This window comes from Burkholderia sp. MS389, from assembly GCF_016899425.1.
Classification (GTDB): domain Bacteria; phylum Pseudomonadota; class Gammaproteobacteria; order Burkholderiales; family Burkholderiaceae; genus Burkholderia; species Burkholderia sola.
The window spans coordinates 2,738,425-2,763,924 of the sequence record NZ_CP045994.1 but is presented as its reverse complement, the minus strand read 5'-3'; the positions used below and the strand labels follow the sequence as shown (position 1 = coordinate 2,763,924).

Sequence of the window (25,500 nt, the reverse complement as noted above, 5' to 3'; positions counted from 1 at the left end):
CGTGGGCCGCCGAGGGAATCCCGCGATTCTAACATTCGCGAAGCGGGCGGCCGGCGCGCGCTACCGCGGGCCGCAGGTCAGCGGGCCGATGCGCGGCAGCGTGCCGTCGTCCGGCCGCCGGTACGCGAATTCGACGGTGCAGTCGCGGCCGCTGCCGGAGATCTCCAGGTGGTTGGTCTCGACGAGGCCGTCGACGAAGGTCAGGCCGTCGTAGCCGACGATCGTGCGCTGGCCGCTTTCGACGTGGCGGACCGCGAGTCCCGGCGGAAGCGGCGTGCCGTCCGGCGCGTGCAGCGCGATCGACGCGGCGCTGTAGCGCGTGATGGCGAAGTGCGCGAGCACGCCGGAGCGGGCCTGCGGCACGACGTCGAGCGTCGTGTCGGCGATCCGCGCGTCGGCCGGCAGCGCGCTGCCGTCGATCGCGACGCGATTGTTCTGGTACGCATTCAGGTCGGGCACCAGCAGGTAGCCGGCCCGGTCCGTCGCGCCGATCGGCCGGTTCTGGTGCAGCACGGGCACGCGCCCCGTGTCGGTCGAGACGAGCGCGAAGCCGTCGTCGACGCGGCGCGCCGTCATCACCCGGCCGTCCATCAGCACGAACGCGCCCGTGATGTCGGCCGCCGCGTTGCCGCGCCCGTCGAACGATTGCGCGAGCAGCGTGAGCTGGCCGGCGCGGCCGAGATACTGCAGCTGGCCCTGCCCGTAGCGCGTGCCCGCGTTGGCGCCGGCCTGCACGTTCCAGCCGAAGCCGCCGCCGTAGTCGGGCGGCCGCGATGCGTTGAGCGTGTAGGTCGATTCGCCGTTCTGCCGCCCGGCGTTCGCGGAGACGGACGTGTTGCCGCCGAGCCCGATGCTCAGGCTCACGAAGAAGCCGCGCGCGTCGCGTTGCCGGAAGTCCTGGAAGCCGCTGAACGTGATCGAGGTCAGGCCGCCGAGGTTGACGAGGTAAGCGAGCGAGCCGATCCGCGACGCGGCGACGCCCGGATACTTGAGGGCCAGATAGCTGAACGACAGCGTTTGCGCGCGCAGGAACGGGAACGACACCGTCACGCGATCGGTGGCGCGCGAGACCGGCACGCCTTCGCGGCTGCCCAGGTCGACGTAGTCGCCGAATGCGCGCAGCGTCTGTGCGTCGATCGAGAAGCGCGACGTCACGTACTGGTAGCCGATGCCGGCCTGCACGCCGGTCCTGCCCGGCGCGCTGAGCGCCAGGGACGCGTTCGCCACGCCCCGCTCGCCGAGGCGCGCGAGCACGCCGGCGCCGGCGTTGTAGACGCCGGCCGTCGCTTCCCCGTGCGCTTCGACGGTCAGCCGCTCGCTGATCCCGTAGCGCAGCGAGGCGCTCGCCGCCGGCGTGCGCGCGTAGTCGAACGAATCGGTGCCGTACGCGCGGCGCAGGAAACCGGCTTCGACCGAATAGCTGGCGAGGCCGGGCGCGAGCAGGCGCGTATCGACGTACAGCGGAATCGACGTCGCGATCGCGCGGCCGAGCGCGTCGCGCGTGACGACCGTCGCGTTGCCCGCGCCGGTGATGCCCGGCACGCTGTTGATCACGAACGGCCCGCTCGGCACGTTGCCGCTGAACTGGCGCACGTTGTTCACGTACAGGTCGACCGACGTCGGCACGACCGCGCTGCCGGACAGTGCAGGCACCGGAAACGTGACGAGGTCGGGGCGCAGGCCGAAATTGCTGCGCCACTGCACGCCGCCCAGGCGCAGCGAGCGCGTCCAGGACAGCGACGACGAAATCGTGTCGCCGACCTGGGTCGTCGTGAGCGTGCCGGGATTCGAGCGGGTCCAGGACGTGTCGTAGCGTACGTAGCGCCGGCGATCGTCGTACAGGTACGCGATGCCGGTGCTGCTGAGTACGCCGGCCGGATCGAAATAGCGCGCCTCGCTCCAGACCGCGAGCGGTGCGCGCGCGACGGTTTGCGCGTACGCATCGTAGTTCAGCACGAAGCCGCGGCCGGACGTGGCCGGCGGCGCGGCGGCGAGCGCGCGCGTATCGAACGTGTGCGGAATCCGCAGTGCATCGGGCACGCGCAGGTCGAGCGTCTGCCGGCCGGCGTCGTAGTCGTAGTGCAGCCCCGCGAGCGTATCGAGCGCGACGAGCGTGTTCGACGGCGCGTTCGCGGGGCCGCCGGTCGCGATGCCCAGGTCGTTCAGGTCGGTGGACGCCGCATACAGCCGCCCGTCGATCTGCCGGAACCGGGCAATCCGGTGCGTCGGTTCGCCATTGAGCGACACGTCGAGATACAGCCCGTCGGCTTGCGCCGCGGCTTCGGACGCGGCGGCGGGCGGCACCGGCGCCGGCTGCGCGCATACGGCGAGCGCGCGCAGCGCCAGTATCAGCGCCAGCGCGAGCGGCGCGGCGGTGGGCCGGCCGGGCCCGGCGTGTCGTACGGGGCAGTCGGGCCGGAGGGTCTTGCTCGGCGTCGGCACGGGCACCGTCGTGCGATCCTGCTCGGGTGGCTCAGGGCGCCGTCAGCCGGGCTTCGACCGGCTGCGCGTTGACGGTCGCCTGGATCTTGACGAACGGCGTGCCGGCGTCGAGCTTGAGCGGCCAGCGTCGCGTACTGCCCGCGAGCGCATAACCGAGCAGCCCGCGCGTGACCTCGTGGACACCGCCTCGCGCATCGACCAGCCGGACCGCGGAAATCTGCGCCCGCCGTCCGCCGCGATTGTCGACCGTGAGCCGCATGCCGGTCCCGTCGGGTTCGACGCGCCAGTCGAGGCGCGGGGACGCTGGCGCGGCATCGGGCTCGACGAATACGGGCACGGAATAGCGCAGCCGGATCGTCACGCCGTTGTCGACCGGCGTGCCCGGTGCGGGCAGTTCGTCGATCAGCACGCGATAGCTCTCCTCGGCGGCCGGCGTGCCGCGGCTCGTGCGTACGAGCCGGATCAACTGCTCGGCGTTCGCGTCGATCTGCAGCAGCGGCGGCGACGCGGCGAGCGCGTCGGTCGGCGTCATCACGTCGGTGCCGTTTTCCTGCGTCCAGCGATAGGTGCGGACCTGGCCGTAGATCGGCCGTCCGCCCGGGTTGCTGAGCGTCATGCTCGCGGCGGCCGCCGATGGCGGCAGCTCGATCGTCACGGGCGTGATCTGCAGCGTGGCGGCATGCGAGACCGCCGCCGCCCATCCGACGTACAGCGCGGCCAACGCGCGCGGGAACAATCGCACGGCCCGTTAGAAATAGACGGTGGCGGTGACCGAGGCCTGGTAGGTGTCGGGCTTCGGCGTCGCCTGCGCGGGCACCTGGCCGTACACGTTCAGCACCTGCGCGGAACCGGTGCCGGTGCCGCCCACCGTGTCGGTGCCTTGCGTATTGCCCCAGATCGTCGAGTGGCCCGAGTCCTGATAGAGCTGGTAGCCGACCGTCGTGCCGGTATTGCCGGTCGTGGTGCCGCCCATCAGCCGGCTGGCGACGGTCGAGCCGCTCACCGTGCCGGCGTCGAGCCCGACGTTGTAGGGCGTCGAGTTCGTGCAGGTGACGGAGACCGTCGTCTGCTGGTTGAGCGTCGACGCGAGCACGCCGGTCGTGCCGAATGCAAGCGGGTTCGCGGCGATCGTGCAGTTCGCCTGAATCGTGAGCGTGACGTTGAATTGTGCGGTGGCCGTGCCGTTCGAATAGACTGCGGCAACGGTGACGGGCTGCAGCACCGGCGCGAACGCGAACGTGGCTGCGAGCATGACTGAAAAAACACGACGTCGGGAATCTATCATTATGATTGTCTCCTGCCGTTCAAGGGGTCGCCCGGCCGCGGAGTGCCTGCCGCGTGGTCTGTTGCCGGTCGCCGTTACCGCTCTGTCGTTGGAGGAAGACTACTCCACCGCTTCGGTCGCGCGCAATGGAGAAAACGCCGACCTGGCGGGCATTGTCCGGGGGGGGCGGACGGATTCCATCGGCCTATTGATATGGATCAAGTAACAGTGCGAACGATCGATGCGCGGACCGATACGATGACGGCGCGACCCGGTCCGCGAACCCGATCGGGCGGACGGTTTTTTTCGGGGAGATGCATGGCGGATGACGGCTTCGACGTGGCGCGCCGCTGGATGCGCGCGCTCGCGTACCTGCTGCTGGCCGCGCTGCTCGGCATGCCGTGGATGCCCGCGCGTGCGGATACGTGCACGGTGACGCCGCCGGCGCCGAGCTTCGGCTCGGTCAGCCCGATCACGCAACAGGCGTACACGACGACGGCCACGATGACCGTGAACTGCACGTGGGACGTGCTGAGCCTGAACACCGGCGTGCTGGTGTGCGTGAACCTCGGCGGCACGAGTCCGCGCTACCTGAGCAACGGGACGAACCAGATGCAGTACGACCTGTATCAGGATGCGGGCTATTCGCAGCCCTGGGGCGCCGTGAGCAGCGGCACGACGCCGATCTCGCTGACGTTGACGAAACCGGCGCTCGGCACGTCCGCGAGTGCGAACGTGACCATCTACGGCCGCATCGCGCCGAACCAGCCGACCGTGCCGACCGTGAACAACGACAGCACCGTCTATACGCAGAGTTTCAGCGGCAACCAGGCCGCATACAGCTACAGTTTTTCGTTGCTCGGCGTGCTGCCGACACCGTGCGTGTCGCAGTCGACGGCCGGCACGATGACGGTTACGACGACCGCCACCGTCGTCAACAACTGCATCATCAGCGCGACCGGCGTCGCGTTTCCGCCGGCAGGCGTGCTGGCGTCGGCGCTGACCGCGAGCGGCTCGATCAGCGCGCGCTGCACGAACGGCGACGCATTCCGGATCGCGTTGAACGGCGGCGGCAGCGGCAACGTCGCCGCACGCACGATGCAGCGCGCGGGCGGCGGGTCGGTCAGCTACCAGCTCTATCAGGACAGCGGCTTCACGCAGCCATGGGGCGACGGCACCGCCGGCACGTCGATGGCGACCGGCACCGGCAGCGGGTTCGCGCAGGCGATCACCGTGTACGGCCGCGTGCCCGCGCAAGCGACGCCGGCGCCCGGCAACTACAGCGACACGATTACCGCGACGATCAGCTTCTGAGCCGCGCTCAGTCGCGCACCAGCACGACGAGCTTCAGGTCCTCGCGGTGCGCGGGCTTCAGCGTGATCTGCTGATACACGACGCGGCCGTCGGCCGAATGGTCGAATTCGCGCAGCCCGCCTTCGCGCTCGAACACGTCCTGCGACGCCCAGTACTGCGCGAACGCGTCGCTGCCGGCCGTCAGCGCGTCGATCAGCGCGCGCGTCGGCGCATCGGTCAGGTGGCGGATCGCATCGGCGCGGAATTCGGCGGCGAGCCGCCGGGCGCGGGTTTCCCAGTCGACGATCAGCGTGCGGGCGGCCGGCGACATGAACGTGAAACGCAGCAGGTTGCGGTCGTGTTCGCCGTCGAGCCAGCCGGAAAAGAGCGCGGCAGCCGGCGCATTCCACGCGAGCGCGTTCCATTGTCGGTCGAGCACGTAGGCGGGCGTCGCGATCGCCGCGACGGTCGCGGCGAGCGTCGGCGGCAGGTCGCCGCCCGCGACGTCGGGCTCGGCCGGGTCGCGCTGCGCGGCGAGCTCGAACAGATACGCGCGCTCGGCCTTCGACAGCTGCAACGCGACCGCGATCCGGGCCAGCGCGTCGGCCGAGGCCGACACGGGCCGACCCTGTTCGATCCACGTGTACCAGGTCGGGCTGACGCCGCACAGTTGCGCGACTTCCTCGCGCCGCAGCCCCGGCGTGCGTCGGCGCGGGCCGGGCGGCAGGCCGACGGCCTGCGGCGACAGCCGCTCGCGGTGGGCGCGGATGAATTCGCCGAGCGCGCGGGCAGGCGTGGCGTCGAGCGGCGGGACGGGGGCGGAGGAGAGTTGGCTCATGCGGAAACGGCAAAGTGGAAGCGAAAACGCGGCAACGATCGAACGATCAGACAGGTGGATCGAATACCAGAATAACTGCTTAACTTGTACTGGTACACACGCCGGCCTATTGTAGCGGCTCGCGCGCTGGCAGGGCAGCGGGCGTCCCCCACAATACGTTGCACGCGCTGGCAGGGCAGCGGGCGTCCCCCACAATACGTTGCACGGGGCCGGATCGCGCGCCGAAGCGTCGGTCGGCCGACTGCATCCAGGACAGGAGCGAACGATGAAACACCACGACCAGGTCGCCGACGCATTCGGCACGACGGCCGCCGCCTATCTGACCAGCACGGTTCATGCGACGGGCGCCGACCTGCAGACGCTCGCCGACGCGGTGCGTGCGACGCCCGATGCGGCGGTGCTCGACCTCGGTTGCGGCGCCGGCCACGCGAGCTTCGCGGTCGCGCCGCACGTGCGCGACGTGGTCGCGTACGACCTCGCCGCGCCGATGCTCGCGACCGTCGACGCGGCCGCGCGCGAGCGCGGGCTCGCGAACATCCGCACGCAGCAGGGTCCGGCCGAGCGGCTGCCGTTCGACACCGCGACGTTCGACTGGGTCGTGAGCCGGATGAGCGCGCATCACTGGCACGACGTTCGCGCGGCGCTCGCCGAGGTGCGCCGCGTGCTGAAGCCGGGCGGCCGCGTGCTGATGATCGACATCGCGGGCAACGACCATCCGTTGCTCGATACGTACCTGCAGGCCGCGGAAGTGCTGCGTGACGCGTCGCACGTGCGCGACTACCGTGCGGACGAATGGCTCGCGATGTTCCGCACCGCCGGTTTCGACGCGCAGGTGCACAGCCGCTGGCGGCTGCCGATCGATTTCGACACGTGGGTCGCGCGCATCCGCACGCCGGCCGACAGCGTCGCAGGCATTCGCGCGCTGTGGGCGCATGCGCCGGACGAGGTGCGCGGCTATTACGCGGTGCGGCCCGACGGTTCGTTCGAGCACGATGCGTTGCTGATCGACGCGCACTGAGCGTGCGGCGCGCGCTGCGCCGTTGCGCCATTTCGTCGCCGCATGAAAAAAGCCGCGATACGCATCGACGCGTATCGCGGCTTTCGTTATCCCGGCCGGCGCCGAACACGTCCGGCGCCGCGCGGCCCGCGGATCAGCCGGTGTTGCGCAGGCCGGCCGCGATCCCATTGATCGTCAGGTGAATCCCGCGGCGCAGCCGCGCGTTCGTGTCGCCCGCGCGGTGACGCTTGATCAGTTCGACCTGCAGGTGGTTCAGCGGATCGAGATACGGGAAGCGGTTCTTGATCGAGCGCGCGAGCAGCGGGTTGGTCGCGAGGCGGCCTTCCTGCCCGGTGATTTCCGCGAGCGCCTGCGACGTGCGCTCCCATTCCGCGACGATCCGCCCGAACACGTGCTTGCGCAGCTTGCGGTCGGACACGAGCTGCGCATAGCGCGACGCGACCGCGAGATCGGTCTTCGCGAGCACCATGTCCATGTTCGACAGCAGGTTCGCGAAGAACGGCCAGGTCTTGTTCATCTTCTTCAGCAGCGTCACGCGTTTCGCACGTTCGGCGTCGTCCTGCGCGCCGTCGAGATACGCGCTCACCGCGCTGCCGAAGCCGTACCAGCCGGTCAGCAGCAGCCGGCACTGGCCCCACGAGAAGCCCCACGGAATCGCGCGCAGATCCTCGATCTTGCGCTGCTTCGGATCCTGCAGCTTGCGCGACGCCGGGCGGCTGCCGATGTTCAGCTCGGCGATCTCGGTGATCGGCGTCGACGAGAAGAAGTAGTCGGTGAAGCCCGGGGTTTCGTAGACGAGCGCGCGGTACGCGGCCATCGCCGAATCGGACAGCGTCTGCATCGCGGCCTCGAACGCGGGCAACTGTGCCGGCGCGTTCGACTGCGGCAGCAGCGACGCCTCGAGCGTCGCGGCGACGACCGTCTCGAGGTTGCGCCGGCCGATCGACGGGTTCGCGAACTTGCTCGCGATCACCTCGCCCTGTTCGGTCAGGCGGATCTGGCCGTTCACCGTGCCCGGCGGCTGCGACAGGATCGCCTGGTAGGTCGGGCCGCCTCCGCGGCCGACCGTGCCGCCTCGGCCATGGAACAGCCGCAGCGTGATCTTGCGTTCGCGGAACAGGTCGACGAGCGCGAGTTCCGCACGATACAGCTCCCAGTTCGACGTGAGGAAGCCGCCGTCCTTGTTGCTGTCCGAATAGCCGAGCATCACTTCCTGCTCGGCGCCCTGGTGCGCGATCAGCGCGTCGATGCCCGGCAGCGCGAAGTATTCGCGCATGATGCGCGACGCGTCGCGCAAGTCGGGAATCGTCTCGAACAGCGGAATCACCATCAGGCTGTTGCGCGCGTCGCTGCCCGGCACGCCGAGCGTGCCTTCGAGCAGGCCCGTCTCCTTCTGCAGCAGCAGTACCTCGACGAGGTCGCTGACGGTTTCCGTATGCGAAATGATGTAGTTGCGCACCGCACGCGCACCGAATTGCGCGCGGACCTCGCGCGCCTTCTCGAACACGCCGAGCTCGCTCTGCGCGAGCGCCGAGTAGTCGAGGTACGGCGAGCGCAGCGGGCGCGGATCGGCGAGCGCGGCGAGCAGCACGCGCAGCTTGTCTTCCTCGGCGAGCGCCGCATAGTCGGCCTCGACGCCCGCGCGCGCGAACAGCTCGGCGACCACCGCCTCGTGGATGTCGGAACTCTGGCGCAGGTCGATGCTCGCCAGATGGAAGCCGAACACTTCGGCCGCGCGCACGAGCGGCGCGAGGCGCGGCGCGGCGAGCGACGCGCCGTGGTGCTCGTCGAGCGACGCGGTCAGCACCTTCAGATCGGCGACGAATGCTTCGGAATCCTCGTACGGAATCGCGCGCACCGGCGGCGCGCCGCGGCCCGCGCTGCGCACGGGCACCGTGCCTTCGCCGACACGCACGCGCGCGCTCGCGGCGAGCCGCGTGTAGATCCCGATCAGCGCGCGGCGATACGGTTCGTCGACGCGATGCGGCGACTGGTCGGGCGATGCTGCCGCGAGGGCCTTCACTGCGTCGTTCGCGCCGACCAGCAGGTTCGACACCGATAGCTCGGCGCCGAGCTTGTGCACCTGTTCCAGATAGTGCTCGAGGATCACCGCGGCCTGGCGGTTGATCGCCTCGTCGAGCGTCGCGGCCGTCACGTTCGGGTTGCCGTCGCGATCGCCGCCGATCCAGCTGCCCATCTGGAAGAACGCGGGCACGCGGGCCGACAGGCCGTGCTCCGCGAGCGCGGCCTCGATGTCGCCGTACAGCGCGGGCAGTTCGTCGAGGAACGTCGCGCGGTAGTACGACAGCGCGTTCTCGATCTCGTCGCCAACCGTCAGGCGCGAGTCGCGCAGCATGCGCGTCTGCCACAGCGCGGTCACGCGTGCGCGCAGCATCGCTTCGTTGTACTGGCGCTCGCGAGCGGTCAGCTCCTGGTCGCGCTCGGCGAGCAGGCGCGCGATGTCGTGCTGCGCATCGAGGATGCTCTTGCGCTGCACTTCGGTCGGGTGCGCGGTCAGCACCGGCACGATCAGCGCATCGTCGAAGAAGCGCTGCAGCAGGCGCTTCGACGCGTTGCCGGTGGTTTTCAGCTGGTCGAGCGCATACGCGACCGTGCCGGGCTGCGGCGCGGAGCCGGCCAGCGCGTGGATGCGGCGGCGGCGGTTGTGGTGACGGTCTTCCGCGATGTTCGCGAGGTGCGAGAAATAGCTGAACGCGCGCACGACGCTCACCGTCTGCTCGGGCGTCAGCTTGCGCAGCTTCTTCTCGAGGGTCTGCGCGGCTTCGCTGTCGTCCTCGCGGCGGAACTTGACCGCGGTCTGGCGGATCGTCTCGACGACGTCGAACACCGTATCGCCTTCCTGTTCGCGCACGACGTCGCCGAGCAGGCGGCCGAGGAAGCGGATGTCCTCGAACAGCGGGCGGTCCTTGTCGTCGCGCGTGCGGGTGCCGGCCTTCGGCGCGACCGCCTGGCGGGCGGCGGGGCTGGAGGCTTTCGTCGCGCGTTTTGTCTGACGTATCGGGTCTTTCGGTTTCGTTGCCGTGGGTTTCGTTGCCGTTTTCGCACGGCCGTTCGCGGCGGTCGCGAGCGTGGCCGTCGGGGCGTCGGGGGAGGGCAAGGCAGCATTGCGGCGCGCCGTACGCGCCGATCCGGAAGACTTCACGATGGGTTTCCTTGGGAAAGCTCGAGTCAAAAGGAACTGCGGAAACTGCGGGAACTGCGGTCAAGCAACCAGCTACGTGCGACACATCCGCACAACGGCGCCGCGACCCGCGCGGAAGCAGGCCGGGCGCAGGCTTCGGGCCCGGGCGGGCCGGGGCGTGCGTGCTACCATTGTTCGATCTTCAATCCCGTCCTTCGATGTTCCAGCAATGAATTCCGAGACCCCCGCGGCCGGGCCGCAGCAGGCACAGCCGCCCGCGACGTTGACGATTGCTTCGCGCGAGAGCCGCCTGGCGATGTGGCAAGCCGAACATGTGCGTGATGCGCTGCGCAAATTATATCCAGCTTGTGACGTGAAAATCCTCGGGATGACGACGCGCGGCGATCAGATTCTCGATCGCACGCTGTCGAAGGTCGGCGGCAAGGGCCTGTTCGTGAAGGAACTGGAGGCCGCGCTGGCCGACGGCCGCGCCGATCTCGCCGTGCATTCGCTGAAGGACGTGCCGATGGCGCTGCCCGACGGCTTCTCGCTCGCCGCGATCATGGAACGCGAAGACCCGCGCGATGCGTTCGTGTCGAACGACTACGCGTCGCTCGACGCGCTGCCGGCCGGCGCGGTCGTCGGCACGTCGAGCCTGCGCCGCGAGGCGATGCTGCGTTCGCGCTATCCGCATCTCGAGGTCCTGCCGCTGCGCGGCAACCTCGACACGCGCCTCGCGAAGCTCGACCGCGGAGACTACGCGGCGATCATCCTCGCGGCCGCCGGCCTGAAGCGCCTCGGCCTCGAAACGCGGATCCGCGCGCTGCTCGATGTCGAGGCCAGCCCGCCTGCGGCCGGCCAGGGCGCGCTCGGCATCGAGATCGCCGCGCACCGCGACGACGTCGCCGCGTGGCTCGCGCCGCTGCACGACCCGCGGACCGCGCTCGCGGTCGAGGCCGAGCGGATGGTGTCGCGCGCGCTCGGCGGCAGCTGCGAGGTGCCGCTCGCCGCGCACGCGGTGTGGCGCGCGGGCGAGCTGTACCTGACGGGCCGCGTGTCGACCACCGACGGCAAGCGCGTGCTGACGGCCGACGCGTGCGGCGCGGTCGTGACCGTCGCCGATGCGCTCGCACTCGGCCGCGCGGTGTCCGACGAACTCGAGGCGCAAGGCGCGCTCGACATCGTCCAGGCGCTGCTCGCGAGCTCGCAGGCCGCGGGCAAGGGCGACGCCTGATGGCGGGCGGCGCGCGCGCGTTCACCGCTGTCCTGACGCGTCCGGACGGCCAGTCCGACGCGCTTGCGTCGCAACTGGCCGACGCCGGCTGCGACGTGCTCGAATTCCCGCTGATCGATATCGCGCCGGTCGACGATCCGGCGCCGCTCGACGCCGCGTTCGCGGCGCTGGCCGACTACGCGCTGGTGATCTTCGTGTCGCCGAACGCGATCGACCGCGCGCTCGCGCGCTACGGCGCGATCTGGCCGAACGCGCTGCCGGTCGGCGTGGTCGGGCCCGGCAGCGTCGCGGCGCTCGAGCGCCACGGCATCGCGGCGCCCGCGCATCGCGTGATCGCGCCGCAGGCGCCGGCCGACGGCGGCGTGCCCCATTACGATTCGGAAAGCCTGTTCGCGAGCATCGACGCCGCGTTCGGCGGCGCGCAGGCGCTGGCGGGCGAGCGCGTGCTGATCGTGCGCGGCGACGGCGGGCGCGAATGGCTCGCCGAGCGCCTGCGCGAGGCCGGTGCGGACGTCACGCTCGTCGCCGCGTACCGGCGCGTCGTGCCCGAGCCGCGCGTCGGCGCGTGGGAGCGCGTGCACGCGCTGCTCGACGGCCAGCCGCACGCGTGGCTCGTCACGAGCTCGGAAGGCGTGCGCAACCTGCACGCGCTCGCGCGGGCCCACCTGAACGATGCCGAGATCGACGCGCTGAAGCATGCGCCGCTCGTCACGCCGCACCCGCGGATCGAGCAGACCGCGCGCGCATTGGGTTTTGATAGGATTACGCTGACTGGCGCGGGCGATGAGCGCATCGTCCGCGCGTTTCGAACGATGGCCGACGAGGCCGTCCAACCGGCGACAGCCGCACCGGTGACTAAACGCATGACAGATACCAACGATTCCAAAAGCGTCGCTTCCCAGCCGGCCGCTGCCTCCGCGCCGCCGTCCAGCCCTCCTTATCGCGCGCCCGAACCGCGTGCGCGCCGCGGCGGCAGCGCGGTGCTGTGGTTCGTCGTCGTCGTGCTCGGCTGCGCGGCGGGTGTCGGCGGCTACGCGCTGAACCGCAAGATCGACCGGCTCGACGGCACGTTCGTCGCGCGCCAGAAGGCGCTCGACGCGCAAGCGGCCGAAACGCGGACGAAGACCGAGCAGGCGCTCGCCGGCACGCACCAGGTCGACACGCAGCTCGCGCAGCTCGACGGCAAGCTCGCCGATGCGCAGAGCGCGCAGCAGGCGCTGCAGCAGCAATACCAGGACCTGTCGCGCAACCGCGATGCGTGGATGCTCGAGGAAGTCGACCAGATGCTGTCCAGCGCGAGCCAGCAGCTTCAACTGACCGGCAACACGCAGCTCGCGCTGATCGCGCTGCAGAACGCCGACGCGCGTCTCGCGACGTCGCAGAGCGCACAGGCCGTCACGGTGCGCAAGGCGCTCGCGCAGGACATCGAGAAGCTGAAGGCCGCGCCGGCAGCCGATCTCACCGGCCTCGCGATCAAGCTCGACGACGCGATCGCCAAGATCGACGCGCTGCCGCTGTCCGGCGAGGCGATCGTGCCGCACGCGGCGCCGAAGGCCGCGCCGGCCGACGCCGCGTCGTCGGTCGCCGCCGGCGAGCCGCGCTGGAAGGTGTGGTGGCACGCGTTCTCGGCCGGCCTCGGCCAGCAATTGAAGGGTCTCGTGCAGGTGCGCCGGATCGACAACGCGGACGCGATGCTCGCGTCGCCCGACCAGGGCTACTTCGTGCGCGAGAACGTGAAGCTGCGCCTGCTCACCGCACGGCTGTCGCTGCTGGCGCGCAACGACAGCGCGATGAAGGCCGATCTGCACGCCGCGCAGGCGTCGCTCGGCAAGTATTTCGATCAGGCGTCGAAGGACACGCAGACCGTCGAGGATCTGCTCAGGCAGGTTGACGGCGCATCGCTGACGGTCGCGGTGCCGAACCTGAACACGAGCCTGAACGCCGTTCAGCAGTTCAAGAGCCGGGGGTAACGATGACGCTTCGAGGAATCGTCTGGCTCGCGGTCCTGTTCGCGATCGCCGCGGCGCTCGCCACCGTCGGCCGTTTCGACGCGGGGCAGGTGCTGCTCGTCTATCCGCCGTACCGGATCGACGTGTCGCTGAACCTGTTCGTGATCGCCATCGTCGTGCTGTTCATCGTCGTGTACGCGCTGCTGCGCATCGTGCGCAACATCTGGCGCATGCCGCAGCGGGTCGCCGCGTATCGCGCGCGTTCGCGCAACGAGAAGGCGCAGGCGTCGCTGCGCGATGCGATCGCGAACCTGTACGCGGGCCGCTTCTCGCGTGCGGAGAAGGCCGCGCGTGAAGCGTTGTCGGTCGATGCGAACCTGGGCGCCGCGAGTCTCGTCGGCGCCACGGCCGCGCACCGGATGCACGAGTACACGCGCCGCGACGACTGGCTGTCGAAGGTCGACGCGCCCGAATGGCAGGATGCACGGCTGCTCGCCGCGGCCGACATGCGCGCGGACGCCCGCGACGCGGACGGCGCGCTTGCCGCGCTGGCCGACATGCAGGCCGGCGGCAAGCGCATCCATGCGCAGCAGGTCGCGCTGCGTGCGCAGCAGCAACTGAAGAACTGGGCCGAGGTGCTGAAGCTCGCGAAGGCGCTCGAAAAGCGCGAGGCGCTGCATCCGGCCGCGGCCGTGCGGCTGCGCCAGCAGGCGGCGGAAAACCTGCTGCGCGAACGCCGGCACGACCCCGAAGCGCTGCTCGAAGTGTGGCAGTCGCTGTCGCCGGTCGAGCGCCAGTCGCCGCGCCTGGCCGATCTCGCGGCCGAGCTGCTCGTGCCGCTCGAGCGCCGCAACGAAGCGCGCCGTATCGTCGAGGACGCGCTCGCGCACAACTGGGATGCGCGCCTGCTGCGCCGTTACCCGGATACGGCCGGCGCCGATGCGCTGCCGTTGATCCAGAAGGCCGAAGGCTGGAAGAAGGATCATCCGGAAGATGCCGACCTGCTGTTCGCACTCGGCCGCCTCTGCCAGCAGCAGCAGCTGTGGGGCAAGGCGCAGTCGTTCCTCGAATCGGCGCTGAAGCTGGCCGACAACGAGGCGCTGAAGGTGCGCGCGCATCGCGCGCTCGCCCGCCTGTTCGAGCAGCTCGGCGAAACCGACAAGGCCGCGAAGCACTACCGCGAAAGCGCGCTCGCGATCACCGTCGTGTGACGCGGCGCTGCGCTGCGCCGCGTAAAAAGCCCCGAACGCCGATCGGCCTTCGGGGCTTTTTTTCGCCTGTGGCGAGGCAGGAGCGGCCTGCGGCGCGTTACGCGCCGAGCCTGCGCAGCAGGTCGTCCTCGCTCGCGACGAACCAGACCGATTTTCCGCGATTGCACTCGCGAACGAGCGCGCGCAGCGCTTCGCTGCGCGCGAGCCGGCGGTCGATGTCGCCGACCACGCCGAGCCGGACGCCGTAGTTGGCCAGCTTTTGCAGCACGACGCCGGCCAGCCTGCTGTCGAGCCGGTAGAAGTCGTCATGCAGCGTGTCCGCCGCGACCGCGATCCAGTCGGCTTCATGCTCGTGCGCGAGCGCGACGAGATCGAGCGCGTCGCTTTCCCGTTGCACGAGGCCGGCGGAAGGATCGCGGACCAGCACGCGGCTGCCGGCGGCCTGAACGATTCGATGGGGCATGTCGAGCGTGTCCGTCGATGAGAGAAAAGTGCGCACGGTGTCGCGCTGTCCGCGGATGAAGTGAGGCTGCTCGGGAAGAAACCGCACCTGCGCGTGCGGCACGAGGCGCGTCAGGCGATCCTGCGTGTCGCGGGAATCGAGCATCACGTCGCGGCCTCCGACGATCGCCAGCACGGGCATCGATAACGTGCGGAGCATGGTGTCGTCGAATACCGGAATCGGCTCGATGCGCGGCCGAACGCCGCGATCGACGGCGCGCATCAGTGCGAGCGCGTCCCGTTCGGCCGGCGTCGATGCGGGTGGCAGGCGACCCAGCACGCGCCGCCGCACGCATGCGCGCCCGGCATCGCCAAGCAGCAACAGCGGCAGCGCCCACCACAGAAACGGCTTCTGCCTGCCGATGCCGGACGGGCAGAGCAGCGCGAGCCGGGTGACGCGCGGCGGCCGCCGCAACGCGAAGTCGAGCGCCGTTCGCGCGCCGAGCGAGATGCCGACGAACGCGGCGCGCGACACCTGCAGGCCGTCGAGCACGTCGTCGAGCCACTGCGCATAGGCGTCGCCCGCGAGCGGCGGGCGCGACGGCGCGCTCGGTCCCGCTTCGCCGATCACGTCGATCGCGTAGAGCCGGAAGTGCGTCGCCCAGTCGGTCGCGTGATGCTGCCAGCTTGCCGCCGTCGTCTGGGCGCCGTGGATCAGTACGACCGGCGGCGCGTGTTCGGGGCCGCAGGCGATGACGTGCGTCGCGCCATGACGCGTTTGCACGGTGACGCGCCGATGCCCGGCCGGCCAGTGCGACAGCGCGGCCGCGTACGCGGCGCGAATCGCGCGGGCATGGCGGGGTGACTTGAAGATTGCGCTCATGTCCCGCTTTGCTGGAGCAGCATGTCGAGCGACGACATCAGCGCGGCCGTGTCGGCCGGTGTCGCGGTCACGATGATCTTGACCATGCTCGAGGCGGGATCGAACGTGACGTCGATTCGCACGGGGTCGACGTACGATGTGCGGCCGGACGCCATCGCGTGCAGCGACCGCGACAGGTACTGGTGCAGCGACTGCGACGCATCGGGAACGTCGACGATGCTGGTGACGCGCACCGCACGCGGCGCGGGCGAGGCCGGCTCCGTCCGGGCGAACGCGGCGAGGTCGGCGTCGAGGATGCGGTAGGCACGGCCGACCCGCGTCGCGCGCAGCTTGCCGTCGCGAATGAACCGCAGGACGGTCTTCGGATGGACGCGCAGGCGGGCGGCGGTGTCTTCGACGGTGTGGAACATGAGCTATCGATAATTCCTTAATTGTCTTTATTGTTCCATATATAAAGGAGCATAAGGGAATAATTTGAGTGATAAAGGGGCTGCCGTCGGATGGGCGAGACACTCGGCCGATCCGGGTTGTGCCCGTCCGGAATCGAAAACGCCCCGGCGGCCGGCCATGCCGGACGTCGGGGCGTATCGGGGAGAAACGGGCCGGCAATCGGCCGGCGTGTTCGATCGATCCGGCCGCGCCTTTACGCGCCGCGCATCACTTGTCGACGAGCCGCTTCGGCACCGACAGCGCCAGCAGCCCGCCGAGCACGAGGAACCCGGCCAGCATGTACATGCCCGCATCGTTGCTGCCCGTTATCTGCTTGAGCCAGCCCATCAGGTACGGGCTCAGGAAGCCCGCGAGGTTGCCGATCGAGTTGATCATCGCGATGCCGGCCGCGGCGGCCGTGCCGCCGAGGAAGGCGGTCGGCAGGCTCCAGAACAGCGGCAGCGTCGTCAGGATGCCGATCGTCGCGAGCGTGAGGCCGAGCATCGCGAGCGCGGTCTGGTGGGCCCAGATCACCGACAGCACGAGGCCGAGCGCGCCGATCGCGGCCGGAATCGCGAGGTGCCAGCGGCGTTCGCGGCGCTTGTCCGCGCTGCGCGCGATCAGGATCATCGCGACCACCGCGGCCGCATACGGAATCGCCGACAGCAGGCCGATCATGACCGTGTCGGTCACGCCCGTCGCCTTGATGATCGTCGGCAGCCAGAAGCCGACGCCGTAGAGCCCCATCACGAACGAGAAATAGATCAGCGCCATCAGCCAGACGCGCGGGCTCGACATCACGGCGCCGAGCGGCGGGTCTTCCTTGGTGGCTTCCTCGGCGTCGACGTTGCGGGCGAGCAGCGCCTTTTCTTCGTCGGTGAGCCACGTCGCCTTCGCGATCCGCTCGTCGAGCGCGAAGAACACGAGTACGCCGGCGAGCACCGACGGAATGCCTTCGAGCAGGAACAGCCATTGCCAGCCGTGCCAGCCGCTTACACCGTCGAACGCCTTCAGGATGAAGCCCGAGATCGGCCCGCCGATCACGCCGGACAGCGCGACGGCCGTCATGAAGAACGTCGTCATCCGGCCGCGCCGGTGCGCGGGATACCAGTAGGTGAGGTAGAGGATCACGCCGGGGAAGAAGCCTGCTTCCGCGACGCCGAGCAGGAAGCGCATCACGTAGAACATCGCGGGCGTCGTGACGAACATCGTCAGGATCGAGATCACGCCCCACGTCGCCATGATGCGGGCGATCCACACGCGGGCGCCCACCTTGTGCAGGATGATGTTGCTCGGCACCTCGAACAGGAAATAGCCGAAGAAGAAGATCCCCGCGCCGAGCCCGTACACGGTATCGCTCAGGTTCAGGTCGCTCGCCATCTGCAGCTTCGCGAACCCGACGTTCACGCGGTCCAGATACGCGACCACGTAGCACAGCAGCAGCAGCGGCAGGAGCCGCCACGACACCTTGCGATAGGTTGCTTCCTCGAATGCGCCGGACGAGCCCGGCAGCGATTGCGTCGATGTTGCCATGTTGTCTCCTGTCGATCCAAGTTGGCGCTTTAGCGCTTACTTGGATCCCATGCTTTGCGGTCGATCCAAGTTGGCGCTTTGGCGGTTACCTGGATCCCATGTATCGCTGTCGTTGTAGTTGGCCGGCGCAGACGCCGCGGCGTCCGATCCGGTTTCGTGCGAAGCAAGACGGGGCGATCGAGCGTCCCGGTACGACTAGATGCAGCGTCCGCCGTCGACTTCGAGGCACACGCCGGTGATGAATTCGGCTTCGTCGGACGCAAGATACAGCGCGGCGTTCGCGATGTCCTGCGGCGTCGAGAAGCGGCCGAGCGGGATCGTCGCGAGGAAGCGGCGGCGATTGTCCGGTGTGTCCTCGCAGCCCATGAACTCGGTCATCAACGCGGTTTCGCCGAGCACCGGGTTGATGCAGTTCACGCGGACGCGGTCGGCGCCGAGCTCGGCCGCGAGCGACTTGCTCGCGGTGATCATCGCGCCCTTCGTGCTGTTGTACCAGACGAGGCCCGGGCGCGGCCGCACGCCGGCCGTCGACGCGACGTTCACGAACACGCCGCCGCCCTGTGCGCGAAAGTACGGCACGAAGGTCTGCACGCACCAGAACAGGCTCTTCATGTTGACCGCGTACACGCGGTCGAACTCGGCCTCCGTCACGTCGAGCACGGGCTTGTTGCGGTGCGTGGTGCCCGCGTTGTTCACGACGATCTGCACCGCATGGAAATCGTCGAGCGCGGCCTGCAGCAGCGCGCGCCAGTCGTCCTCTTTCGACACGTCGCCGGCCACCGCGATCGCCTTGCCGCCCGCGAGCGCGATTTCGCTCGCGACGCGCTCGGCCGCCGCGCCGTTCAGGTCGTTGACGACGACGTTCGCGCCTTCGCGCGCATACGTCTTCGCGATGCCTTCGCCGAACCCCGAGCCGCCGCCCGTGACGATGGCCGTCTTGCCGCTCAACCGCATGGTGTGTCTCCTGTGCTGGTAATGAGAGTCGTCGTGTGCCGACGGGCGGCCGGCTGCTGCCGGCTGCCTGTGGCGTGCCGTGCACTCAGCCGTGCCGGATCGCGATCGTCTTCAGCGCGGTGAAACCGTACAGGGCCTCGAAGCCTTTCTCGCGGCCGTGGCCCGAATGGCCGACGCCGCCGAACGGCAGTTCGACGCCGCCGCCCGCGCCATAGTTGTTGATGAACACCTGGCCGGCGCGCAGGCGCCGCGCGAGCCGCATCTGGCGGGCGCCGTCGCGTGTCCAGATGCCCGCGACGAGGCCGTACGGCGTGCCGTTCGCGAGTGCGACGGCTTCGTCCTCGTCGACGAAACGCATCGCCGCGAGCACGGGGCCGAACACTTCCTCCTGCGCGAGCCGGTGCGACGGCGGCACGTCGCGCAACAGCGCGGGCGCCTGATAGAAACCGCTTTCGGGCGCGTCGGCGACGACCTGCCCGTGGCCGGCCATCGGAATGCCGTCGTGCTGCGCGTCGGACAGGAAATCCCACACGCGCTGCTGCTGCTTCGCGTTGATCAGCGGGCCGCAGTCGAGATCGGCGCGGCTCGGGCCGACGCGCAGTCCGTTGAATGCGGTGGCGAGGCGCTCGACGAGCGGCTCGTACACCGCGCGCTCGATCAGCACGCGGCTGCCGGCCGAGCACGTCTGCCCGCCGTTCTGCACGATCGCGGACACGAGCACGGGCAGCGCCGCGTCGAGATCGGCATCGGCGAACACGATTTGCGGCGACTTGCCGCCGAGTTCGAGCGTGACCGGCACGTGGTTCTCGGCCGCCATCTGCGTGACCAGCTTGCCGGTGGCCGGCGAACCCGTAAACGAGATGTGATCGATGCCCGGATGGCGGGCGAGCGCGGCGCCCGCTTCATGGCCGTAGCCGGTGACGACGTTGAGCGCGCCGGCCGGCAGCCCGGCCTCGGCGGCCAGCTCGGCGACGCGCAGCACGGACAGGCACGCGTCCTCGGCCGGCTTGACCACGCATGCATTGCCGGCCGCGAGCGCCGCGCCGACGCTGCGCCCGAAGATCTGCATCGGGTAGTTCCACGGCACGATATGGCCCGTGACGCCGTGCGGCTCGCGCACCGTCAGCACCGTATAGCCGGCCTGGTAGGGGAGGGTTTCGCCGTGCAGCTTGTCGGCGGCGCCCGCGTAGAACTCGAAGTAGCGCACGAGCGCGGCGGCATCGGCGCGCGCCTGTTTCAGCGGCTTGCCGGTGTCGCGCGCCTCGATCGCGGCGAGTTCCTCGATCGAATCGGCCACGCGCGCCGACAGCCGCATCAGCGCGCGGCCGCGTTCGGCGGCGCTCGCGGCGCCCCACGGGCCCGCGAACGCGTCGCGGGCGGCAGCGACCGCGCGCTCGATGTCGGGCGCGGTGCCGCGTGCGATCGTCGCGAACGGCTGGCCGTCGGACGGATCGACCACCGCGATGGTTTCCAGTTGCGCGGGCAACGTCCATTCGCCCGCGATGAAGTGCTTCGCCTCTTCCATGCGTCCTCCTGTCGACCCAAGTTAGCGCTTTAGCGCTTACTTGGGTCCCATGCATAGCGGTCGATTCAAGTTAGCGCTTCAGCGCTTACCTGGGTCCCATGCATAGCGGTCGATTCAAGCAAGCGCTTCAGCGCTTGCCCGGCCCCCACGCACCGCGGTCGACCCGGGTCGGCGCCTTGGCACCGCCTCGGGCCCATGCATTGTGATCGACGTGCCACGCCGCCGCCGGTTCGGCGGTCGGACATCCGGAACGATTATCGCGCCGATCGTCATCCGGACGCCACCGGTCGATTGGCTATAATGGCGCATTCCTTTTTGGGGGACGCCCGCGGCCGTGCATCGGCCGCGGCGCCCTGTCCCGAATTCCCATCGACCTACAGAGAGTGCTCATGAGCTTCAATCATGTTCCGGCCGGCAAGGACCTGCCGCAAGATTTCAACGTGATCATCGAGATTCCCGCGCAAAGCGATCCGGTGAAGTACGAGGCGGACAAGGAACTGGGCCTCCTCGTCGTCGACCGCTTCATCGGTACCGGCATGCGCTACCCGGTGAACTACGGCTACATCCCGCAGACGCTGTCGGGCGACGGCGATCCGGTCGACGTGCTGGTGATCACGCCGTTCCCGCTGCTGGCCGGCTCGATCGTGCGCTCGCGCGTGCTCGGCATGCTGCAGATGACCGACGAGTCGGGCGTCGACGCGAAGCTGGTCGCGGTGCCGCACGACAAGATCTGCCCGATGACGGCGAACCTGAAGACGATCGACGACGTGCCCGAGTACCTGAAGGACCAGATCAAGCACTTCTTCGAGCAATACAAGGCCCTCGAGAAGGGCAAGTGGGTGAAGGTCGAAGGCTGGGCCGGCATCGAAGCCGCGCACAAGGAAATCACCGACGGCGCCGCGAACTACAAGAAGTAAGCGGCGTGCCGGCCGACGGCCGGCTCGTACGGAACGCGAACCGCGCGTGTCTCGTCAGGAGGCCGCGCGGTTTTGTTTTGCGCGCGCGGTTTTCCGGCGGGCGGACGCGGAGACGGGCGGCAGCGAGGTAGCCGGTGCGTTCTTCGCGCGTTTCGCGCGGGGCGCGGCAACGGACGGCGCGGTCGCTTCGGCGGCTTTCGTGGCCGAACGACGGCGGGCCGGTGCGGAAGCGGCGTCTTCGCGTGCGTTCGCGGCGGGTTTGCCGGCGGCGGCCGGTGCCTTCCTCTTTGACGACGCGGATGCGGGCAGGTCGGTTTTCTTTACCGGTGTGCGACGCGACGAGGTCTTTTTTGCGGCTGCATCGCCGACGGGTTTTGCACGTTTCGCGTCCGGTGCGGCTTGACTCGCCTTCGTCGACTTCGATGCTTGTTTGCCCTTCGCAGGCTTCGCCGTCTTCGCGGCCGTTACTGCCCCGACCACTTTCCCGGCCTTCACCTTTTTCCCGGCAACCTGTTCCGTTGCAGCCGTCTCCGCCGCAGCGTCGACATTTTCCGCCTTCACCTTCTTCCGCCCGCGCGCCGTCGCCTTCGTCCCGGCCGTGTCGCCGCTCTCGTCGAGCGTGACCACCGCCGGCAGCACCGATTCAAGCGTCCGCAACCCGGCCGCGAGCTCGCGTTTTTTCGCGGGCGCGAGCCGCTTCACCCAGTATTCGGCGCGCGACGCGCTCGACCGGTCGGGCAGCGCAAACGCCGCGAGCACCGCGCGCGGCTTGCGCGAGCGCGTGTAGCGCGCGCCCTTGCCGGACGCGTGTTCGTCGAAGCGCGCGGCGACATCGGTCGTGATGCCCGTGTAGACGCTGTCGTCGGCGCATTCGATCAGATACAGAAACCAGGACATGGCAGGGCGGCGGGATGCGAAGCCGCCAGTGTCTCAGAAAAACCGTGCATCAACGCCGTCGGTCGCCGTGCCCGTCGCGAAAGCGGCTGGGCGCCGCGCCGAGTTCGCGCGTGAAGAAGCGCGTGAACGCGCTCGTCGAACGGAAGCCGACGCGCACGCCGATCTCGCCGATCGGCAACTGCGTGTTGAGCAGCAGGTCGCGCGCCTCGCCGAGCCGCGCCTGCGCGACGAGCGCATGGAAACCGACCGCTTCGCGATGCAGGCGCCGGCGCAACGTCCAGCGCGACATCGCGAAGCGCGTGCAGACGTGCTGCATCAGCGTATCGGTCGGCACGTCGGCGTCGTCGGACGTGCGCAGCCAGTCGCGCACGCATTGCTCGACCGACGAGCCGAACGTCGAGCGAGCGCGCACGCGTTCGCGCGCGGCGTCGGCCGCATGCCGCTGGATGCCGGCGAGCGGCGCGTTGTAGCGCTCGAACGGCGTGTCGAAGTGTGCGGAGCGCAGCACGATGCGATTGTGTGAGGCATCGAACGACACCGGCGCGCCGAGCATGTCGCGCAGCGCGGCAACGGGCGCGAACGCGCGGCCGGCGAATGCGGCGTCGTCGACGCGCACGTGCGGGTCGTACAGGCGCGCGAGCGCCGCGAGGATCGCGAGGTTCGCGAACGCGCTGCCCGCGTGCCGGCCGTCGCCTTCGTTCACGTACTCGAGCGCGATCGCGTCGCCGTTCTCGTGCGCGAACACCCAGTCGACGTTGCCGATCAGCTCGCGATAGTGCAGGTAGCCGTGCAGCGCGTCGCGCAGCGTCGCCGCGTTGCACGTGATGCCCGCGAGTTCGGGAAACGGCACGAGCCACGGCACGACCTGCGGCGGCGGGCGGTGCCACGACAGCGGCCAGTCGTCCATCAATTGCAGCGCGGCCACGTGCCGATCGCCCGCGATGCGGCGCGTGTCGTCGGCGAGCTCGGCCGGCCCGATGCCGAGTGTTTCGTAAAGCGGTGCGGGATCGATGCCGTTCGCACGCGCGTCTTCGCACAGCCAGCGGTAGATCCGGACGGATACCGATTTCTGCTGCAACTCCATGTCTGTCTCCCTGTCGTCATGCCGTTCGGGTTTGTCCCCGCTGCGAGAGGTCAACGCATGCTCCTGCCGGTCAAGCGTGGTGACCGGTCGATTTTTAGACTTGGAGTGGCCACAAGTACAACAGAACGATTCTGGAGGATCAATGAAAACTTCGCTGTTCCGGTGTTCGACGATTGCGTCCGCGTGCGCGCTCACGGTGCTGCTCGCGTCGTGCGGCGGCGACGACATTCACGCCCCGACCGACCCCGACGCGGCAGCCGACCAGCGCGCGGCCGCGCTCGTCGCGCAACTGACGACCGACGAGAAACTGCAGCTCGTGCACGGCACCGGCATGCCGGCGCTCAGCCTGGGCGGCCCGTTCCCGGCCGACGCGCTGAACGGCGCGAGCTACATCCCGGGCGTGCCGCGGCTCGGCATTCCGGCCGTCAGCAGCGCCGATTCGGCGGGCGGCGTGAACGTGAAGAATGCGCGCGTGACCGCGCTGCCGGCGCCGGTCGCGCTCGCGGCGACGTGGGACCCGGCGCTCGCGGGCACCTACGGCACGCGCATCGCGCTCGAACTGCGCGCGCTCGGTTTCGCCGAAGGGCTCGGCGGCGGCGTGAACCTCGCGCGCGAGCCGCGCAACGGCCGCACCTTCGAATACATGGGCGAGGACCCGGTGCTCGCGGGCACGCTGAGCGCCGCGCGCACGCAGGCCACGCAGGCGCGGAAGGTGATCGCGACGATCAAGCATTTCGCGTTCAACGACCAGGAAACCAACCGCATGACGGTCGATTCGGTCGTCGACGAGCGGACCATGCGCGAGGCCGAGCTGCTCGCGTTCGAGATCGGCGTGAAGGACGGCCAGCCGGGCAACGTGATGTGCGCGTACAACAAGCTGAACGGCGTGTATGCGTGCGAGAACCCGTATTTGCTGACGACGGTGCTGAAGAACGAGTGGGGTTTCAAGGGCGTCGTGCAGTCGGACTGGGGCGCGACGCATTCGACGGTCGCGGCCGTGCAGGCGGGGCTCGACGAGGAACAGCCGGGCGCGGCCGACGACGGCAACGCGCCGCTCGGCTCGTACTTCAATGCGAAGCTGCGCGCGGCGCTGCAGGCCGGCAGCGTGTCGGTCGCGCGGCTGAACGACATGGTGCAGCGCAAGCTGCGCACGCTGATCCGCATCGGCGTGATGGATGCGCCGCCGAAGCCGGGCGGCGCGATCGACGAGGCCGCCGGCAATGCCGACGCGCTCGCGATCGCACGGCAAGCGGCGGTGCTGCTGAAGAACGCGGCCGCGCCGGGCGACACGCAGCCGGTGCTGCCGCTCGCCGCGGGCACGCTCAAGTCGGTCGTCGTGATCGGCGGGCATGCGGACGCGGGCGTGCTGTCGGGCGGCGGCTCGGGCGCGGTGCCGGCGATCGACGGCAACGCGGTGACGTCCTGCCAGCAACCGGCGGGCATGCTGTTCGGCGGGTGCGCGACCTGGTACAAGTCCGCGCCGCTCGCGGCGATCCGCGCGAAGGCGCCGAACGCGTCGGTCAGCTATCTCGACGGGACCGACGCGAATGCCGCGGCGAGCGCGGCCGCACAGGCCGATGTCGCGATCGTGTTCGCCACGCAGTGGCAGACGGAAGGGCTCGACCTCGCGAGCCTGTCGTTGCCCGATGCGAAGGCGGACCCGTACAACCAGCAATACGACCAGAACGCGCTGATCGCCGCGGTCGCCGCGAAGGCGAAGCGTGTGATCGTCGTGCTCGAGAACGGCAGCCCGGTGCTGATGCCGTGGCTCGCGAACGTGCATGGCGTGCTGGACGCGTGGTATCCGGGCGCGCAGGGCGGCCAGGCGATCGCCGACCTGCTGTTCGGCGACGCGAACCCGTCGGGCCGGCTGCCGCTCACGTTCCCGAAGCAGGAGGCCGACCTGCCGCAGCCGACGATCGATCCGTCGAACCTGCAAAACGTCTATGCGGAAGGGCTCGCGTACGGCTATCGCTGGTTCGACGCGAAGGCGATCGAGCCGCTGTTCCCGTTCGGCTACGGGCTGTCGTACACGACGTATGCGTTGTCGGCGATGTCCGCGCAGGCGGACGCCGCGGGCAACGTGACGGTCGGCGTGACGGTGACGAACACCGGTGCGCGCGCCGGTACGCAGACGGTGCAGATCTACGCGGCGCTGCCCGCGTCGCTTGGCGAGCCGCCGAAGCGGCTCGTCGGCTGGACCAAGGTCGCGCTGCAGCCGGGCGAGGCGCGCACGGTCAACGTCGCGGTGCCGGCGCAGCGCTTCGCCGTGTGGGATGCGAGCGCGCACGCATGGCGGATCGGCGCGGGCAGCTACGCGCTGTCGGCGGCCGCGTCGTCGCGCGATCCGCAGGCGCTGTCGCAGACGGTGACGCTCGCCGCGCACTGAACGCGCGGTAGCCGGACGGCAGGCGGCGAGGCCCTTGCGTGGCTTCGCCGCGTGCGC

Annotated in this window: 19 protein-coding genes; 7 read left to right on the top strand and 12 right to left on the bottom strand. The window is 69.7% G+C overall.

Translation table 11 applies throughout. The features are described from left to right. Positions 1-60 precede the first annotated feature (60 nt). The 3 genes from GJG85_RS12835 to GJG85_RS12825 are packed head-to-tail and all read right to left on the bottom strand — an operon-like array spanning position 61 to position 3,727. The gene (locus GJG85_RS12835) at positions 61-2,448 is read right to left on the bottom strand and encodes a fimbria/pilus outer membrane usher protein (protein WP_050012041.1); all 2,388 of its coding nucleotides are present in this window, start codon (positions 2,446-2,448) and stop codon (positions 61-63) included. A gap of 25 nt (positions 2,449-2,473) precedes the next feature. Further along, positions 2,474-3,184 carry a molecular chaperone gene (locus tag GJG85_RS12830; RefSeq protein WP_050012040.1) on the bottom strand — a complete coding sequence of 237 codons (711 nt, stop codon included), beginning with the start codon at positions 3,182-3,184 and terminating at the stop codon, positions 2,474-2,476. Positions 3,185-3,190: 6 nt separating this feature from the next. After that, a complete protein-coding gene (locus GJG85_RS12825; protein WP_050012039.1) occupies positions 3,191-3,727 on the bottom strand; it encodes a spore coat U domain-containing protein in 537 nt (178 codons plus the stop codon). A 297-nt stretch (positions 3,728-4,024) separates the two neighbouring features. Between GJG85_RS12825 and GJG85_RS12820 the strand changes: the two genes are divergently transcribed. Then, complete coding sequence (locus GJG85_RS12820; RefSeq protein WP_050012037.1) at positions 4,025-5,020, top strand: spore coat protein U domain-containing protein; 996 nt, start codon at positions 4,025-4,027, stop codon at positions 5,018-5,020. A 7-nt stretch (positions 5,021-5,027) separates the two neighbouring features. Here GJG85_RS12820 and GJG85_RS12815 read toward each other — a convergent pair whose 3' ends face one another. Continuing rightward, entirely contained in the window at positions 5,028-5,837 is an 810-nt protein-coding gene (locus tag GJG85_RS12815) for a helix-turn-helix transcriptional regulator (protein WP_124554781.1), read from the bottom strand. 265 nt (positions 5,838-6,102) lie between these two features. Here GJG85_RS12815 and GJG85_RS12810 point away from each other — a divergent pair, with 265 nt between their 5' ends. Continuing rightward, positions 6,103-6,855, top strand: a complete 753-nt coding sequence (locus GJG85_RS12810) for a class I SAM-dependent methyltransferase (RefSeq protein WP_050012035.1) — start codon at positions 6,103-6,105, stop codon at positions 6,853-6,855. Between the two features lie 133 nt (positions 6,856-6,988). Here GJG85_RS12810 and ppc read toward each other — a convergent pair whose 3' ends face one another. After that, complete coding sequence (gene ppc / locus GJG85_RS12805) at positions 6,989-10,018, bottom strand: phosphoenolpyruvate carboxylase (protein WP_050012034.1); 3,030 nt, start codon at positions 10,016-10,018, stop codon at positions 6,989-6,991. 208 nt (positions 10,019-10,226) lie between these two features. On the opposite strand from ppc, the gene hemC reads away from it, so the two are divergent. Genes hemC through GJG85_RS12790 form a run of 3 tightly spaced genes read left to right on the top strand, consistent with a single transcriptional unit; the run spans position 10,227 to position 14,391 of the window. Continuing rightward, complete coding sequence (gene hemC, locus GJG85_RS12800; RefSeq protein ID WP_050012033.1) at positions 10,227-11,231, top strand: hydroxymethylbilane synthase; 1,005 nt, start codon at positions 10,227-10,229, stop codon at positions 11,229-11,231. Next, positions 11,231-13,201 (top strand): fused uroporphyrinogen-III synthase HemD/membrane protein HemX, encoded by a 1,971-nt coding sequence (gene hemDX, locus GJG85_RS12795; protein ID WP_050012032.1) that lies wholly within the window; start codon positions 11,231-11,233, stop codon positions 13,199-13,201. The genes hemC and hemDX overlap by 1 nt, the downstream gene beginning before the upstream one ends. A 2-nt stretch (positions 13,202-13,203) precedes the next feature. Further along, positions 13,204-14,391, top strand: coding sequence for a heme biosynthesis protein HemY (locus GJG85_RS12790; protein WP_089488729.1), 1,188 nt, complete (start codon positions 13,204-13,206; stop codon positions 14,389-14,391). A gap of 97 nt (positions 14,392-14,488) precedes the next feature. Here GJG85_RS12790 and GJG85_RS12785 read toward each other — a convergent pair whose 3' ends face one another. The 5 genes from GJG85_RS12785 to GJG85_RS12765 all read right to left on the bottom strand — a co-directional run bounded on the left by GJG85_RS12785 (position 14,489) and on the right by GJG85_RS12765 (position 20,156). Then, positions 14,489-15,715: an alpha/beta fold hydrolase gene (locus tag GJG85_RS12785; protein ID WP_050012030.1), complete on the bottom strand. Its 1,227-nt coding sequence runs from the start codon at positions 15,713-15,715 to the stop codon at positions 14,489-14,491. Then, positions 15,712-16,125 carry a helix-turn-helix domain-containing protein gene (locus GJG85_RS12780; protein ID WP_050012029.1) on the bottom strand — a complete coding sequence of 138 codons (414 nt, stop codon included), beginning with the start codon at positions 16,123-16,125 and terminating at the stop codon, positions 15,712-15,714. The genes GJG85_RS12785 and GJG85_RS12780 overlap by 4 nt, the downstream gene beginning before the upstream one ends. Before the next feature lie 247 nt (positions 16,126-16,372). Next, entirely contained in the window at positions 16,373-17,677 is a 1,305-nt protein-coding gene (locus GJG85_RS12775; RefSeq protein WP_050012028.1) for an MFS transporter, read from the bottom strand. A 195-nt stretch (positions 17,678-17,872) separates the two neighbouring features. Then, positions 17,873-18,631 (bottom strand): SDR family oxidoreductase, encoded by a 759-nt coding sequence (locus tag GJG85_RS12770; RefSeq protein ID WP_204383352.1) that lies wholly within the window; start codon positions 18,629-18,631, stop codon positions 17,873-17,875. An 85-nt stretch (positions 18,632-18,716) separates the two neighbouring features. Continuing rightward, positions 18,717-20,156 (bottom strand): aldehyde dehydrogenase family protein, encoded by a 1,440-nt coding sequence (locus GJG85_RS12765; protein ID WP_050012027.1) that lies wholly within the window; start codon positions 20,154-20,156, stop codon positions 18,717-18,719. Positions 20,157-20,545: 389 nt separating this feature from the next. Here GJG85_RS12765 and ppa point away from each other — a divergent pair, with 389 nt between their 5' ends. Next, complete coding sequence (ppa, locus tag GJG85_RS12760; RefSeq protein WP_006489643.1) at positions 20,546-21,073, top strand: inorganic diphosphatase; 528 nt, start codon at positions 20,546-20,548, stop codon at positions 21,071-21,073. A gap of 54 nt (positions 21,074-21,127) precedes the next feature. Here the strand turns inward: ppa and GJG85_RS12755 are convergent, their stop codons facing one another. Together GJG85_RS12755 and GJG85_RS12750 are read right to left on the bottom strand one after the other, a co-directional pair. Continuing rightward, positions 21,128-21,970 (bottom strand): GIY-YIG nuclease family protein, encoded by an 843-nt coding sequence (locus GJG85_RS12755; protein ID WP_050012026.1) that lies wholly within the window; start codon positions 21,968-21,970, stop codon positions 21,128-21,130. 49 nt (positions 21,971-22,019) lie between these two features. Beyond that, complete coding sequence (locus GJG85_RS12750; RefSeq protein ID WP_050012025.1) at positions 22,020-23,054, bottom strand: AraC family transcriptional regulator; 1,035 nt, start codon at positions 23,052-23,054, stop codon at positions 22,020-22,022. A 142-nt stretch (positions 23,055-23,196) separates the two neighbouring features. On the opposite strand from GJG85_RS12750, the gene GJG85_RS12745 reads away from it, so the two are divergent. Then, positions 23,197-25,443, top strand: a complete 2,247-nt coding sequence (locus GJG85_RS12745; RefSeq protein WP_050012024.1) for a glycoside hydrolase family 3 C-terminal domain-containing protein — start codon at positions 23,197-23,199, stop codon at positions 25,441-25,443. Positions 25,444-25,500: the final 57 nt, after the last annotated feature.